This window comes from Novosphingobium sp. NBM11 (assembly GCF_015390225.1).
Classification (GTDB): domain Bacteria; phylum Pseudomonadota; class Alphaproteobacteria; order Sphingomonadales; family Sphingomonadaceae; genus Novosphingobium.
In genome coordinates, this window is sequence record NZ_VUOG01000003.1 from 194,409 (window position 1) to 209,641 (window position 15,233).

The window sequence follows — 15,233 nt, forward strand, 5'->3', positions numbered from 1 at the left end:
CTCAATTCCGGAGTGCTTCGTCGAGCAATTCTTCAAGGTCGCTCAGACTGGCGCTTTGGAGGTGGACCCGCAGGACGCGCTGGCCCCGGCTGGCGAGCACGTCGAGATCGCCTCGCGCTTGGGCGAGCTGGACCGTGCCGAAGCTGGCTTTACGTCCTGGGATCGGGACGTCGGGATCGGGCGTGCGGGTGATCTCGAGAAACACTCCCGAGCGCGGCCCTCCCTTGTACGCCTGACCAGTCGAGTGGAGGAAACGCGGCCCGAAGCCCGCGACGGTGGCGACGTGTCGCGCCTTCACGACCCGTTCGCGCATGCGTGCGACGAGAGCCTCGTTCGCCGGGTTGCGTTCGACGTAAAGAAGGAACCCTACATAATCGCCGGGGCCGGGACGCGCTAAATGGGTGCGCAGGATCTGGACCGCGTTGTCGCCGGAATGGCCTCGGTCGGCGGGCCCGAAGAAGGCCACCCTGCCATCCTCGAAAAATGGTGTCTCGGGCGCCAGGCTGCCGGTGGCTTCGTAGGCGTCGATCAGCACCCGCGTCCTGATCTTGGCATCCTCGACGTCGGGCTGGTCGAAAGGGTCGATCCCGATCACCGCGCCGGCTACCGCGGTAGCGATCTCCCAGCGAAAGAACTCCTGCCCGATCATCTCCTTTGACGAGAGCGCTATCCGCACGACCGGCTGGCCGGCGGTAACGAGCGCATCGGCATGGGCGTCGAGCCTGGCGTGATCGTCGCCCGTGAGCGACAGCAGTACGAAGAGGCGGTCCGATCCATAGTGCGCCGGCGGTACCGGCGGTTCCAGGTCGACGGGAACGATGCCCCTGCCCTGCTTGCCGGTGGACTCGGCCAACAGCTGTTCGAGCCACGCTCCGAATGCCCGAAGCGCGGGCGAGGTCAGCACCGTCACCTTGTCGCGCCCGCGGTTCGCCGCTTCCCCCAGGATCGCACCGAGCCGCACGCCAGGATTGAAGGCGGGCGGCGCGTCGGGCGCGCAGCTCTGCACCATCGGCGCAACCCTGGTGAAGAACTCGGCCACGTCCATACCCATCACGGCCGCGGGCACCATCCCGAAGACGCTGAGAACCGAATAGCGGCCGCCAATCGTTGGATCGCCCAGGAAGACGCCCGCGTAGCCATGATCGTGCGCGATCTTTGCCAGGCGCGATCCCGGGTCGGTGATGGCGATGAAGCGACTGCCGTCCTGGCCCGCCAGATTCCAGAAATAGGCGCGCAGCAGTTCCGGCTCCATCGTCGAGCCCGACTTGGAGGCAACGATGAACAGCGTGTGCTCGGGGTCGATCGCCGCCGCCACTGCGGCGATTTGCTTCGGATCGGTGGTATCGAGCACATGGATCATCGGGCTGCCGCTCCGCGGCCCCACGATCTCGGCCAAGACCTCCGGGCCGAGGCTCGACCCGCCCATGCCGAGGAGCACCGCGGACCGATACTGGGCTGCCTGAGCGCCGAGAGCTTTCAATGCCTCGGGGTCGATCTGCTCGCCCTTACCTGCGGCAAGCCACCCGAGCCACTTGGCTTCCTCGCCGCCGGTCCATAGCGTGGCATCGCCTGCCCATAGCCGTCTGGACCAGCTTTCCTGACGCATTCGCTCGAGCCGCGCCTCTACCGCCTCGTCGAGCTCCCGCGGCAGTGCCTCGTGCATGCTGTTCAGCCCGTCTCCGACAATGGCGGAGCGCTTGGCAGCAACGGCACCAAGGAGCGCATCGGCTGCGTCGGCGAACTGCTTCACGCCGTCTCGCACGAGCTCGTCCGCGACCGCTGGCAAGTCGAGCCCGAGACGGTCTACCTCGCGGAGAATCCGACGCGCGCTTTCCACTTCGGCGGTCAGGGACGGCGCGAGCGTGCCATGATCACGGAAGGCGTCCATCGTCTTGGGCGGCAACGTGTTGACGGTTTCAGGCCCGATCAGGTTGTCTACGTAAAGGGTGTCGGGGTAGCTCGGATCCTTGGTGCCGGTGGAGGCCCAGAGGAGCCTCTGCGGCATCGCCCTGCGCTCCACGAGCGCCTGCCAGCGTTCCGAAGCTACCAAGCCGAGATACCATTGATAGGCGAGCTTGGCGTTGGCGATGGCGACCTGTCCGCGCAGTCCCGTAAGCGCCTCGGCCTCCGCGTCAGCGCTTTTCAGGCGTTCGGCAATTTTCCTGTCGATCGCGGCATCGATCCGACTGACGAAGAAGCTCGCCACGCTTGCGATACGGTCGATCGGCTGGCCTTGGGCGAGCCGTGCTTCCAACCCCTCCACGAAGGCCATCGCAACCGCGGCATAGCTCTGCTGGCCGAACAGCAGCGTCACGTTGATGTTAATGCCATCTTCGATCAGCTGGCGGATGGCAGGGACACCCGCCTGGGTACCGGGCACTTTGATCATCAGGTTGGGACGGTCGATCTGTCGCCACAGCCGCTGTGCTTCCGCGACCGTCTCCTCGGTGCTCTCAGCGAGATAGGGGGAGACCTCGAGACTGACGTAGCCGTCCGTCCGGTTCAGCCGCTCATAGACCGGCTGCAGCGTGTCGGCCGCGTCTTGGATGTCCTGAACCGCGAGCGCCTCATAGGCTTGGGTGATGCTCGTGCCGGGTCGGCTCTGGAGAAGAGCCAGGAGCTGCGCGTCGTAGGCATCGCCATGCGCGATCGCCTTCTCGAAGATGGACGGATTGGAGGTCACGCCGGTGACGCCGTCTTCCTCGACGAGCCTTTGCAGCCCACCTTCCTTGAGGAAGCGGCGGTCGACAAAGTCCAGCCAGGGGGCCTGGCCAAAATCGTGCAGCTTCCTGACCCGGCTCGCCATCGTCACGCCTCCTGCAAGATCATTGAGCGCGCTGCCTCGACCACATGGTCGACGGTGAAGCCGAACTTCTCCTGGAGTTTGGCAAGCGGGGCAGACGCCCCGAACGTCGACATCGTGATCGTTCGGCCGCGAGCGCCGACATAGCGGTCCCACCCGATTGCGCCGCCCTGCTCCACCGCCAGGCGCGCCTCTATGCCGGGGGTTAGGACCAACTGCTTGTAGGCGTCGTCCTGCTCCTCGAAGCGGGACCAGCTCGGCATCGACACGACGCGTGCCCGTACGCCCTCCGCTGCCAGCTTCTCATAGGCGCCGACCACAAGGCTCAGCTCGCTCCCGGTGCCGATCAGGATGAGCTCCGGATCATCGGCGCTGGCAAGGATGTACGCGCCCCTCGCGACCCCGGCGGCGGCCGCATAGCGGCTCCGGTCGAGCGTCGGCAGCGCTTGGCGCGAGAGGATCAGCGCGCTCGGCCGACGGGTCTGGCGGACGGCAAGTTTCCACGCCTCGGCCGCCTCGTTCGCATCTCCCGGGCGGATGGTGTCGAGCCCGGGCATCGCGCGCAGTGTTGCCAGATGCTCGATCGGCTGGTGGGTCGGGCCGTCCTCGCCGACCCCGATCGAATCGTGCGTAAAGACAAAGGTGACCGGCAGCTCCATGATCGCCGCAAGCCGGACCGGCGCGCGCATATAGTCGGCGAAGACGAGGAAGGTGGCGGTGAAGGGCTTGAGGTAGGACAGCGCCATTCCGTTGGCGATCGCGCCCATCGCATGCTCGCGCACGCCGAAGTGAATCGTGCGCCCGCCAGGGTTGTCCGCCTGGAACGAGCCGAAATTCTTTAGGTCGGTCTTGGTGGATGGCGACAGGTCGGCCGATCCGCCCACCAGCCAAGGGACGTTGCCGGCAAGCGCATTCAGCACTTTGCCGGCGGAATCGCGCGAGGCGACGCCCTTGGGATCCGGGTCGAAACTCGGCAGGCCCGACTCCCAGCCCGGCGGCAGCGCGCCCTTGCGCATCGCGTCCAGCTCGGCCGCCATGCCGGGATAGGTCTCACGATAGCCGGCGAAGGTCGCCTCCCACTCCTCGCGCAGCCGGCGCCCGCGCGAGGCGATCGCCTCGTTGAAGTGCTTGGCGACGCCGTCGGGCACGTAGAAGGTCTTGTCCTCCGGCCAGCCATACGCCTTCTTAGTGGCGACGATCGCGTCGGCACCAAGCGGTTCGCCGTGAGCCTTCTCGCTGTCCGCCTTGGGGCTGCCCCAGCCGATGATAGAGTGGACGACGACGAAGGTGGGTCGGTCGTCGGTCGCCTTGAAGCTTTCGATTGCCCGCGCGAACGCCTCAGTATCGTTGGCGTCGTCGACGTGGAGCACGTTCCAACCATAGGACTCGAAGCGCTTGCCCACATCCTCGGTGAAGGCGAGGTCGGTATGGCCCTCGATGCTGATACGGTTTGAATCGTAAATCCAGCAGAGGTTGGAAAGCTTGAGATGTCCGGCGAGACTTGCCGCCTCGCCCGACACGCCCTCCATCATGTCGCCGTCGCCGCACAGCACGTAGACGTCATGGTCAAAGAGGGTGAAGCCATCGCGATTGAAGTGCTGGGCGAGCCAGCGTTCGGCGACCGCCATACCGACGGAATTGCCGCAGCCCTGACCGAGCGGGCCCGTCGTGGTCTCGACGCCGGTCGTCACCCGATACTCGGGGTGGCCCGGCGTCCTGGAGCCCATCTGGCGAAAGTTCTTGATGTCGTCGAGGCTAACCGCAGGCAGGCCAGTGGCCCTGCCTTCCGCATCGACCTCCTTGATGCCGGCGAGGTGGATAAGCGCGTAGAGAAGCATGGAGGCGTGCCCGACCGAGAGCACAAAACGGTCTCGATTGGGCCAGTCCGGCACGTCGGGATCGATCCGGAGGAACTGCGACCACAGCGTGTAGCCCACCGGCGCAAGCGCCATCGGGGTGCCGGGATGGCCGGACTGCGCCTTCTCGACGGCATCCATGGCGAGCGTACGGATCGTGTTGATGGCTAGACGATCGAGGGCCTCGAACGCGCCGCGTGCGGTGGCGGGCTGGCGCAACATGTTACCTCCCGTGGGGCGTTCGCCAGATTGAACGCCCCTTGTGCTTGTGTTGACCAGCCCCCGCGCGGGAGACGATCGAACGCCGAGTGCTGCCTAGCGCGGGCGCTGGCTCGACCGCCTGGCCTCGTCGAACTTGGGACCAAAGGGATCGAGCAACCCCTTCGCGGATTGCGAGCCGGCGGTCTTACGCTCGAGATCGTCGACCGAGGCGATCAGGTCGGTCATCTCGCTGTCAGTGGCATAGCCCAGCGCTTTGCCGAGCTGGAGCTGCGTGCGGGCCGTTCCCAACAGCTGGCGCATGCGGGCGCTTTCCGCGTCGGTCCGCTTCCTTTTCTCGAGCAGGCTGCGCGCGTCCTCGAGCGCGAGCTGCGCGCGAACGAGAGGGAGCGGGATCACGATCTGGTCGATCACGATCGTGCCCAGTGCGGTCTGAAGGACCGCCTTGGCCTCCTGCGGCTTGCCCTGGTGCAGCAACGCGGCCGCCTGCTTGAGTGCGGCGGGGTAGGTGCCGAGCGGGAGCTTGCTGATGTTCACGACCGTTTCGGAACCCAGGTCGGAGAGGAGCTTGCGCGCCAGCTGCAGGCGACCCTGCGCGATCGCGGCGCCCACCTCTCCGCGGATTTTCTCGACGTCGGCCGGGGTTCCGATCACGTCGTGCGTCACGACGCTCACGTCGACCGGAGCGAGCGCAAGCGTCGGCGTGCGGGCGAGGACGATCTCGAGCTTGCCGGTCGCGCGCTCCAGCGCCGCGATCGCGTCGTCGTTCTTGTTCTGGTCGATTGCGGTCAAAGCGTTCTGCGTCTCGCGCACCGCGGCGACCGCCTCGTCGACGAGCTTGTCCCGCTGCGCCTCGGGTGGGTTGGTGGGACTCGACTGCGCTTGGGCTCCGCCCGGCGGAGCCGCTTGAGTCGAAGTCTGCGGCTGCGCTTGCTGACTGGGTGCAGAAGCCTGGGCCGCTGCGGCGCTCGACCACGCCGAAATGGCGAGGGCGCCGAGGGCTGTCGAGATGATTAGGTGTTTCCGCATCGTCCATCCTCCGTTTGTGAGTTAAAGTTCGCATTTCACAACGCGTGCTGCCGAGTACGGCGAAGTGCTTTCGGACGGGACAGCAGTGCTTCGCTGCCCCTTCGAACTGGCAAGTTGTTGCGGCCTATCGTCGTCACTCGGCACCTGCTCTTGTTTGCAAAGCATCGCGCGAGCATTGCTATGGAGACGCCGTCTGCTAGCTGCGCTGACATATCTCAGCCTGATTTCGGCAATCTCGCCGTCGTCAGGAAGCCGGCGCGCGCCTTGTTTTCGGCGCTGCGGAGCTCCAGGGTTCAGCCGGCGACCTGGCCGATTTGCCGCACGGCGTAGGGCGCGATCGCACCCGTCAGAGGGATGGAGTCCATGTGTGGACGACCTCCGCGGCGCAAGAGCTTTTCGGCATTGATGACCTCGGTCGGGTGCATCCATGTGTTCGGCCTGTTCGCGCAGCACCGCATGGCTGCTGGCCCTGATGAAGTCCGCAGGCTGGCTCCCTAATCACGTCATCGCGCTCGAAGCTCTGTGACCCCCTGGGTTTCACCAACCCCCGTCTGACCGGTTCGTCATCACTACTGAGCTGCTCCAACGCATCCCATCACATCACGCGATTATCGTGTGACGGAGATCTCCTTATGCGGCGGGAGCGTACACCTCCTTCCGCGTCATCACGGCCCAAGCAATCCGTGCTGTTTTGTTGGCGAGCGCCACTGTCGCGATCTTGGTTGGCTTGCGCTCAAGCAGGCCCGCCATCCAGGGTTGGCGAGCCGGACTCTTACGCGTCATTCGCATAACAGCAGTCGAACCGACGACCAGAAGCCGGCGAAGATAGCCATCGCCCTGCTTGGTTATTCCCCCGAGCCGCTCTTTGCCGCCCGAGCTGTTCGCACGAGGTGTGAGCCCAAGCCAGGCGGCGAACTGACGGCCTGATCGGAACAGAGATGCGTCCGGCACCGCAGCCGCGATAGCCGACGCTGTAATCGGGCCGATCCCCGGGATCGTAGCCAGCCTGCGGCTCGTCTCGTCGTTACGGTGCCAATCGAGGATTTGCGCCTCAAGCCGCTCGATCTCGCTCGCTAGTGCCCTCAACTGAGCGGCAATGCCATGAAGGGCCGAACGTGCGTGTGCGGGAAACCTGTCCTGCTCTTCGTGCAGCGCCTTCAGGGAAGCCACTACGCCGGCGGCGCCCAGACCCGTCACGATCCCGTACTCAGCTAAGTGGCCGCGAAGCGCGTTGATCAGCATGGTGCGCTGCCGGACCATCAGGTCGCGACTTTTGTGGAGCATCAGCACCGCTTGCTGCTCGACCGACTTCACTGCGACAAAACGCATCGTCGGCCGGGTGACCGCTTCGCAAATCGCTTCAGCATCCGCTGCATCGGTTTTCCCGCGCTTCACATACGGCTTAACATAGGCTGGCGGCATGAGGCGCACCTCATGGCCGATCGCCATCAACTCACGCGCCCAGTGATGCGCCGAGGCACACGCTTCCATGCCGACCAGGCAACGCGGCAACTCAGCGAAGAAGCGGATGACTTCGGTCCTGCGCAGCTTGCGCCGGATCAGCACTGCGCCATCGGCGCCGATAGCGTGAACCTGAAACACGTTCTTCGCCAGATCCAATCCGACGGTGACAACCTCCTGCTCCATGGAACGACTCCTAGACGTGGACCTACAACGACCACATCATCGCACAGCTACGCTGGTGCGGAGGTCGTCCACGACATCACGTCAATAACCGCCGTGGGAACCTCCCACGATCTCATATCAGTCCTGGGAATTTTCGGCGGAAAGGGCGGACGGTTATGAGCGCGCATTGCTGTTCTCCTTATTCGTCGCAACCTCCGCCTCGAAACTGAGATCGTCTAATTGCTCCATTCGTCTCGAGTTTTGGCGAATGGCGCTCGCCGCATTCGTCGAAGTCAATGCCGTGTTCTGGAGGACATCAGATCGCATCGCCGTCGTTAGATCGGCGACGGATTGCATCACCTTCTCGCCGTCAGCCCCGGAAAGCGCGCCATCCGCAAAGCCGGACAACAGTGCGTCGAGAACAGCCTCAAAGCGGACCACAACCTCTTCGCTGGCTACTACCGCAAGCTGATGATTTAGAACCCTCAAATCATCGATCAGCACGGCATCATGTCTGATATTTTCGACAATTTTCGCCACCTTTTCTATGCAAGCCATGTATATGGCACATTGCTGCTGAAGGATGATCACTCTTCCTTCTTTCCGAAGTTCGAGTTCTGTCTGACGATTGAGGAGAGCGGCCGTCAGTGCGATCGTGACGGCGCCACCCAGAAAGACCAGCGTCATCTCCTGGGCGAAGGGCAGGGGCTCTTCCGCCATATACATGGTGCGGAACATGAAGTAGATACCGATCCCGCACACGACGGCGACAACTAGATAGGCAAGATCGCGCGACCTGTAAGTCATTGACGAATTGTCCCGTCGCAACCGTCCTTCCGCCGAACGTTGGGCTTCCCGGAGCATTGTCCTTGGTCTGCCTGTCGAAGAAAGACCGGTGTCGGTCCGCTGCCGAAGGGATTGAAGCCGGTCCTTAAGCAGCGTTCGAAGATCGTCTCGTCCCAATGGGTGAGATCGTCTTCATCGCCGACAGGCCGCCCGGCTTTCCCCACGCGCGTCATGTGCCAGCCGCCAGGTTGACGCCGGGAGTTTTGTCGTGCCCTGCCTGATTTGCGCGCTGCAGCCGCAGGCCCAGCAGGATCATCATTGCTCCGAAAAGGGCGGCGTAGAAGCCGAGCAGCCAGCCGAGGGCAAGGAAGCTTTCGAGCGGGCGCGTCAGCAGCATCCAGGTCACGATGATACCCAGCACGACCGAGATGAGGCCGCTCAGGATGAGCCAGACCTCTCCCTTGATTTCCTTGCGCAGGCGGATCGCCGCCGCGATTTCTAGGACGCCCGAAAACACCGACCGGAACGCGATGCTGGCCCAGAGGAATGTAGCGAGGACCAGCGTTGCGACGAAGGGCGAGACGACCACGACCACGCCCGTGGCGATCCCCAGGAGGCCGCTGAACATCAGCCAGCCCCAGCGTTCGCCCTTGCGGATGTTGCGTATCCCGGCGACCAGACCGAACACTCCGTCGGCAAAAGAGAAGGCGCCGAACACCAGCGTCAGGGCCAGAAGCGACTCGGCCGGCATCAGGAAAGCGAGCCCAGCAATCATCAGCGCCAGCACCCCACGCAGACCGAACAGCCACCAGTTGCGCGAAAGGGTGAACAGCATGTCCTGTATCGAGTTCGAAGCAGTTTCCGAGGTTGTCGTCATCGTCTCATCTCCCCTACAGGTTTCGTCAGGCCGTTGTGCCGGTGGAGCCTTCGCTCAGGGCGGCAGCCACGCGGCGGCGCTCGTCGATCGGCAGGGGCAGGCGCATTGCGCGGGCGATCTCGGAGTCAACGCAATCATCCTCTGCGATCGGGACCGCCAGCCCCGCTTCGCGCAGTCTCGCGCGCAGGAAACCGCGGGCGGCCGCGGCGATGGTCGCCACCTCGTCCTCTCGTATGCCGATAAGCGCCGCCGTGTCTGCCGCCGCCTCGTCCTCGATGCAGGTCCGATAGAGGACCTGTCGCCAGAGCGCGGGCAGTGCGGAAAGTGCGCGGTGCAGGCACAGCGCCGTTTCGTGGCGGTCGAGGGCCGATTCGGGATCGGTCGCCGTGCCGTCGCCGACCAGATCCTCCAGCCGCAGCACTTCGTCAGGCTGGTGAAATTCGAACAGCTCCTGATCAGTCTCAGTCGGATCCTGTGCCGGCTGTTCGGGCGCGGCATCGAGCGAGGCGGCGTTTTCCGGCACAACCCGGCGGGCGGCGCGGGCCTCTTCGCCGATGGTCTCGAAGGCGAGTTGGGTGAGCCAGTCGCCCACCGAGAACCGCATCGGCCGCCGCTCGAACCGCTCGAGCCCCTTGAGGATCGTCGCATCGACGAGATCGCGAACACTCAGGTATCCTTGGGGCACCGATCCACTGCATTCGAAATAGGTCAATTCGCGCCGGACCGCGTCATAGACCGTATCGAGGTGGTCCTCGATCAGGCCGAAGAAAAGCTGGCGCCGCCCCGCCTCCGCCGCATCCCGCGCGGGCGGGAGTGGGGCGCCAATCCGGCGCCGGCGGGCGGGACGCTTGAACTCCGACTCGTGCTTGAGGCGCGCCACATGCCGGTCGACGCGGTGGCGCAGGTCGGCAAAGGCCTTGCGCAAGGTAGGCTCGATCTCGAACCCCTCTTCCTGCGCCGCGATCACGCTTGAGGGCAGTTGCAGCCGCAGTCTGACCTGGATTCGCGTCTTGCCCTTCGTCTGCGAGGCGACGACCTCAAGCCGGACCAACTCAGAACGAAACCGCTTAAGATGGTTTTCAAGTTGCCGGCCCTCTTCTGCAATCACCTCCGGCGCGCGCTGCTGGCCATGCTTGTCCAGATTGCGCAATGCGGTTCGTATCTTCATTTTCGTCATTTTCTTTAGAGTCTGATCCGAAATTAAGTTGAGTGTGACATGCTCCCCAAAGCTCTACCAGTCATAACTGGAGTCCGGGGTTGTTATGGTGCCCCTCGGGGCGGGGTTGCGCAACCCGCCTGGCAGCATCGGCGGGCGTCAGCCCGCCAACACCGCTATGCGGGCGCACATGGTTGTAGTCGTCTCGCCAGAGCCGCAGCACCGAGCGGGCGTGGCCGAGCGACACGAACAGCGTCTCGTTGAGGCATTCGTCGCGCAGACGACCGTTGAAGCTCTCGACGTAGCCGTTCTGCTGCGGCTTGCCCGGCGCGATGTAGTGCCACTCGACAGGTCGCTCCTGCGTCCATCTCAGGATCGCCAGGCTGGTCAGCTCGGTGCCGTTGTCGCTGACGATCATCAGCGGCGGCACACCGCGCACAGCGATGACGGCGTCGAGCTCGCGGGCGACCCGCGCACCTGACAGCGAGGTGTCGACCACCAGCGCCAGGCACTCGCGCGTGAAGTCGTCGACCACCGCCAGGATGCGGATGCGCCGGCCGCTGATCAGCGTGTCGCTGACGAAGTCGAGGCTCCACCGCTGGTTCGGTCCCTGGGGCAGCGTCATAGGCGCTCGGGTGCCCATCGCTCGCTTGCGGCCACGCCGGCGCCTGACCCGCAGGTTCTCCTCGCGGTACAGCCGCAGCAGCTTCTTGTGGTTCATGACCAGCCCCTCGCGGGCCAGCATGATCCCAAGCCGACGGTAGCCAAAGCGCCGACGCTCGGCCGCGATCTCCCGTAACCGCGACCGCAGGTCGCCATCATCACTACGCCGGGGCGCGTAGCGCACCGACGTCCTATCCACGCCAAAGATGGTACATGCCCGACGCTCGCTGATGCCGAACAGCTGCCGAGCATTCTCAACAGCCTTCCGCTGAGCGGCGGGCGTGCCGTGTCATCGAAGCGGATCGCAAGAGCGTTCACTACCAGTCCCGGCGACCGCCGGAGGTGGAGCTGCGCGCCCGCTTGCGCGAGCTTGCCAACGAGCGGCGCCGTTTCGGTTGTCGCCGGCTGCACATCCTGTTGCGGCGGGAGGGCGAGCCTTCGGGCATCAACCGCGTCTACCGTCTCTATCGGGAAGAGGGGCTCGGCGTGCGCAAGCGTCGGGCCCGGCGCCGGGCCGTTGGCACACGAGCACCGCTCCTCGTGGAGGCTCGGCCTAATGCCCGCTGGAGCCTGGACTTCATCCACGACCAGTTCGCCTGCGGCAGGCGGTTCCGGGTGCTCAACATCGTCGATGACGTGACCCGGGAGTGCCTTGCAGCGATCCCCGACACATCGATCTCGGGACGCCGCGTGGCGCGCGAGCTGACCGACATCATCGCCTGGCGCGGCAAGCCGGGGCTGATCGTCAGCGACAATGGGACCGAGTTCACCGCCAATGCGATCCTGACTTGGTGCAAGGATTACGGGATCGAGTGGCACTACATCGCTCCGGGAAAGCCGATGCAGAACGGCTACGTGGAATCCTTCAACGGGCGGATGCGCGACGAGCTGTTGAACGAGACGTTGTTCCATGGCCTCGACCACGCCCGCGCCGTGATCCGGGAGTGGGCAGAGGATTACAACACCTGCCGACCTCACTCCTCGATCGGATACCAGACCCCGGCCGGCTACGCCGAAACGATCTTTGCAATGGGGTCAGGCATGCCTGACCCCATTGCAAACAAGCCACCGAAAGGCATAACCACTATCGCCGAGGCTCTAATCAGAGCTGGATGAAAGTCCCGTGGCAGGTCATCCATCATCAAGCTCCGGCGTCCGGCCGGCCGGTCTTCACAGGTCGAGCCCCAGGCTCCGTTCCGGCAGCGGCGGCAGAGCGTCGCCACGGTCCGGCTTGAGGTCGGGCGGTGACTTGGAAGCGCCGGCAGCGGCGGCGGCGCCTTGCGTGTGGGCCGGGGACGGCAGCTCACCCGGCAACGGCGGCAGGTCCGCCAGGTCGACCGGACCGACATGAAGCTTCTCGCGGGGTCCGCTGCTCTTGCCGCGTGTGCGTTCGTGATCAACGTCGAGGCGACCGACGGTTTCGAGTGCCGACGACTTGTTGCCCGGATTGTTGTCGAGCTGGCGCTCGAGCTTCTCCTTGTCGTCGACCACCATCGTGAGCTCATCGCGCACGCGCGTGACTCCGACATTGAACAGGCGCTGGTTGGAGAGATTGCGCTCCTGGCTCGACATGACGGTGATCGCCTTGTCGGTCGTGATGCCCTGCGCCATGTGCATGTTGAGCGAGTAGGCAAGGTCGAGCCGCGACAGCATCGGGTCGCCGAGATCGAGCGTCAGCCGCTCCTTGCCGGCGGTCTCGACGGTCACGCCCTCGGCGTCGACCGCGAGCACCCGCGCCAGCGCCGAGTTGTGGAGCCCGCGTTCCTTGTCGTTGGCGGTCCAGCGGATGCGGTCGCCCTCACGCAGGTGGAGATCCTTTTTCTCGCTGAGCTGCAGCCGGTCGCGCTTTTCGGTCGGCGACAGCTTCTGCGGATCAAAGCGTATGGACCGGTTGCCGAGCTTCAGGTCGACCTTGCCGTTCGGGTGGACCCTGGCGACGTCATAGCGGCCAGCGGCCAGGCCGACGTCCTGGCCGCCGCCGCGGCCGACCTCGAGCGTCTGCCCGGCCTGATAGGTGGCCACATAGCGCAGCTCCTCGCGCGTGGTGTTGACGCGCTCGTACACCGTGAGGTGGATGCCCTCCCCTCGCACGCTGCCTTCGGTGGCGAGGCCGTCCTGGATCCGCTGGTTGATGACCGCTCGCGCCGCGCGCCCCGACGCGAACACGGCCGTCGCCTCGCGATCGGCGGCGGAAAGGCCGAGCCACATCTCGGCCGCATGGAGCGCCGGACTCTGATGCTCGACGACGCTTTCGCCCAGCACCTTCATCGCTTTGGACGCTTCGCCGAGGTTGGCAAGCGCCGCGACGGTGCGGAGCTGATCCGTGCGCTGCCGGATATTCTCGTCCATTCGCGCCATCGTGCCTCCACCCGCCTGGATGAGCGCGAACGACTTGCCGGCGTCGATTGAAGAGAGCTGCTGGCGGTCGCCCACGAAGACGAGCTTGTCGACGCCGAGCGCGGCGGCGATCTGGTGGAGCGTGAGCAGGTCGTCGGACGAGACCATCGAGGTCTCATCGACGATGAGCATCGAGCCGGCGAGCGCGGCGCGGGCTTCGTCGTATGCGGGGCCCCCGGCCTGAACGTGGCGCTCGTTGGCGAGGATGAACGAGGCGATCGTCTGGGTCTTGATGCCCGCCCCTTCCGCGAGATCGGCGACCATCTTGTTCTGGAAGGCAAGGCCCGTGACAGCGCGGCCCTCGGCTTGCGCGACGCGCGCGACCGCCTGCAGCATGGTCGACTTACCGGCCCCGGCGATGCCCTGGATCACGACAGTCCTGTCGTTGGAGGACAGGATCAGCGCCGCCGCGCCGAGCTGGCCGGCGTTGAGCTCCCTGTCAGCCGCCGCCTGGAGCCGGTGTGGCGCGTCCTGCGGGGCGAGGACGGGCGAGGCGCGCCCCCTGCCTTCCTGAACCGCGTCCAGGATCCGCTCCTCGGTGCGAAGCGCTTCCTGGGTGGTGACCAGCCGGGGCCGCGTGTCGCCGATCCGCGCCTCGCCCGCGATCAGCTGCCCCCGCCCGACGAGTTGCTCGATCCGCCGCTCGACATGATCCACGGTCACGCCCTTGAGGCCGAGATCGAGCGCGGTCTTGCCGAGCTGGTGGACGCTGAAGGCAGCCTCGCGCTCGGAGAGCATCCGGACGGCAGAGGCGACAGCCAGTTGCGCGCGCGCTTCGGCCGGCAAGGCCGTCACCCGCCCCAGCCCGCGGTCGACGAGAGGATCATGCGGGCGCAGGACAGATCCCAGCTTGTCCCATGCCGCTGAAACTGCATCCGAGACCGCGCGGTAGCCGCGCTCGAGCGCGCTGCCTGGGTCGCGTTGCGCCGATCGCGCCAGAGCTGCGTCCAGGAGCGATTTGCCGTCGAACCCGAGTGCCGCCGCCTTGTCGATCCAATCCTGCCGCAGCGCCTCCCGGTCCTCGACGTTGAGCTTGGGATCGCGCGTGTTGGTGGTGACGCCGTCCCGCCCCTTGGCCGATACAATGCCGAGCTCGGCCGCCTTTTCGAGTATCGCCTCGCGGCGCTGGCTGAACGCGTCGAGCACCGGCTTGGGCACGCCGGCGATCTCGAACGTGCCGTGCTTGCCCTTGAGCTCCACCTGGTAGCCGAGCTTCTCGAGCTCCTCGCGCAGGAAGGCATGGTAGATCGAGCCGATCACGGAGTTGTTCGACCAGATCTTGTCTGCGTGGAGCGCCTGCCACTTGCCGTCGGGCATTTTGGTCAGGTTGGCGATGACGGCGTGGACATGGGCCTGCGGGTCGAGGGCGCGGCTCGTGTCGTGTTGGAAGAGCGCGTAGACGAGGTTCCCGCTCCGCATCGGAACCTTGCGGCCTTCGATGTCCTTGCGCCCCTCGGCGAGGTTGCTCTCTACCCAGGCCATTGCGCGGGTCACGGCTTTCATGTTGGCGCCGTCGGGACCGAGGATGCGCTTGTCGCCGGCGACATAGGCGAGCACCGAAACGGATTTCGGGGCCGAAAAGGTGAGATCGACTCCGGCCCGCCGGTTCTCGACCTGGGCGACGGCCTCGCCGCCCGGCAAGATGCCGTTGAGAACGCCCTCGAATGCCTCCTTCGACACCTCGCCCGAAAGGCCGAGCGCGGCGGAACCTTCCCCGCCCCAGGCGCTGATCTCCGACGAGCCTTCGACCGTGTAATAGTCGTCCTTCGCGAAATAGCCGGCGGCGCCGGACGCGGAACGGACCGATGCGACCGAGAGCAT

Annotated in this window: 8 protein-coding genes and 2 pseudogenes; 1 reads left to right on the plus strand and 9 read right to left on the minus strand. The window is 65.4% G+C overall.

Annotated features, from left to right (window positions below; all coding sequences use genetic code 11):
* Position 1 precedes the first annotated feature (1 nt).
* The 8 genes and pseudogenes from F1640_RS21295 to F1640_RS21330 all read right to left on the minus strand — a co-directional run.
* Positions 2-2,806 (minus strand): bifunctional transaldolase/phosoglucose isomerase, encoded by a 2,805-nt coding sequence (locus F1640_RS21295; protein WP_047100258.1) that lies wholly within the window; start codon positions 2,804-2,806, stop codon positions 2-4.
* Between the two features lie 2 nt (positions 2,807-2,808).
* Positions 2,809-4,881, minus strand: coding sequence for a transketolase (gene tkt, locus F1640_RS21300; RefSeq protein WP_047100257.1), 2,073 nt, complete (start codon positions 4,879-4,881; stop codon positions 2,809-2,811).
* Positions 4,882-4,974: 93 nt separating this feature from the next.
* Positions 4,975-5,907 (minus strand): YfdX family protein, encoded by a 933-nt coding sequence (locus F1640_RS21305; protein WP_084718397.1) that lies wholly within the window; start codon positions 5,905-5,907, stop codon positions 4,975-4,977.
* A 630-nt stretch (positions 5,908-6,537) separates the two neighbouring features.
* Positions 6,538-7,554, minus strand: coding sequence for an IS110 family transposase (locus F1640_RS21310; RefSeq protein ID WP_047100256.1), 1,017 nt, complete (start codon positions 7,552-7,554; stop codon positions 6,538-6,540).
* 153 nt (positions 7,555-7,707) lie between these two features.
* A complete protein-coding gene (locus F1640_RS21315; protein ID WP_047100255.1) occupies positions 7,708-8,340 on the minus strand; it encodes a hypothetical protein in 633 nt (210 codons plus the stop codon).
* 208 nt (positions 8,341-8,548) lie between these two features.
* Positions 8,549-9,196, minus strand: a complete 648-nt coding sequence (locus F1640_RS21320) for an HdeD family acid-resistance protein (protein WP_194921789.1) — start codon at positions 9,194-9,196, stop codon at positions 8,549-8,551.
* Between the two features lie 25 nt (positions 9,197-9,221).
* Complete coding sequence (locus tag F1640_RS21325; RefSeq protein ID WP_047867147.1) at positions 9,222-10,364, minus strand: hypothetical protein; 1,143 nt, start codon at positions 10,362-10,364, stop codon at positions 9,222-9,224.
* Between the two features lie 70 nt (positions 10,365-10,434).
* A pseudogene (locus F1640_RS21330) lies at positions 10,435-11,298 on the minus strand (IS3 family transposase); the annotation flags it as partial.
* Between F1640_RS21330 and F1640_RS21335 the strand changes: the two are divergent.
* Positions 11,283-12,131 (plus strand): annotated as a pseudogene (locus F1640_RS21335) (IS3 family transposase); the annotation flags it as partial. The pseudogenes F1640_RS21330 and F1640_RS21335 sit on opposite strands and share 16 nt — an antisense overlap.
* A gap of 54 nt (positions 12,132-12,185) precedes the next feature.
* On the opposite strand, the gene mobF reads toward F1640_RS21335, so the two are convergent.
* Positions 12,186-15,233 (minus strand): MobF family relaxase, encoded by a 3,048-nt coding sequence (mobF, locus tag F1640_RS21340; RefSeq protein ID WP_194921792.1) that lies wholly within the window; start codon positions 15,231-15,233, stop codon positions 12,186-12,188.

Excerpts from the sequence above, each read along its gene's own strand:
- F1640_RS21310 (WP_047100256.1), bottom strand. The coding sequence starts at position 7,554 with ATGGAGCAGGAGGTTGTCACCGTCGGATTGGATCTGGCGAAGAACGTG.
- F1640_RS21320 (WP_194921789.1), bottom strand. The coding sequence starts at position 9,196 with ATGACGACAACCTCGGAAACTGCTTCGAACTCGATACAGGACATGCTG.
- tkt (WP_047100257.1), bottom strand. The coding sequence starts at position 4,881 with ATGTTGCGCCAGCCCGCCACCGCACGCGGCGCGTTCGAGGCCCTCGAT.
- F1640_RS21295 (WP_047100258.1), bottom strand. The coding sequence starts at position 2,806 with ATGGCGAGCCGGGTCAGGAAGCTGCACGATTTTGGCCAGGCCCCCTGG.
- F1640_RS21325 (WP_047867147.1), bottom strand. The coding sequence starts at position 10,364 with ATGAAGATACGAACCGCATTGCGCAATCTGGACAAGCATGGCCAGCAG.
- F1640_RS21305 (WP_084718397.1), bottom strand. The coding sequence starts at position 5,907 with ATGCGGAAACACCTAATCATCTCGACAGCCCTCGGCGCCCTCGCCATT.
- F1640_RS21315 (WP_047100255.1), bottom strand. The coding sequence starts at position 8,340 with ATGACTTACAGGTCGCGCGATCTTGCCTATCTAGTTGTCGCCGTCGTG.
- mobF (WP_194921792.1), bottom strand. The coding sequence starts at position 15,233 with ATGCTCTCGGTCGCATCGGTCCGTTCCGCGTCCGGCGCCGCCGGCTAT.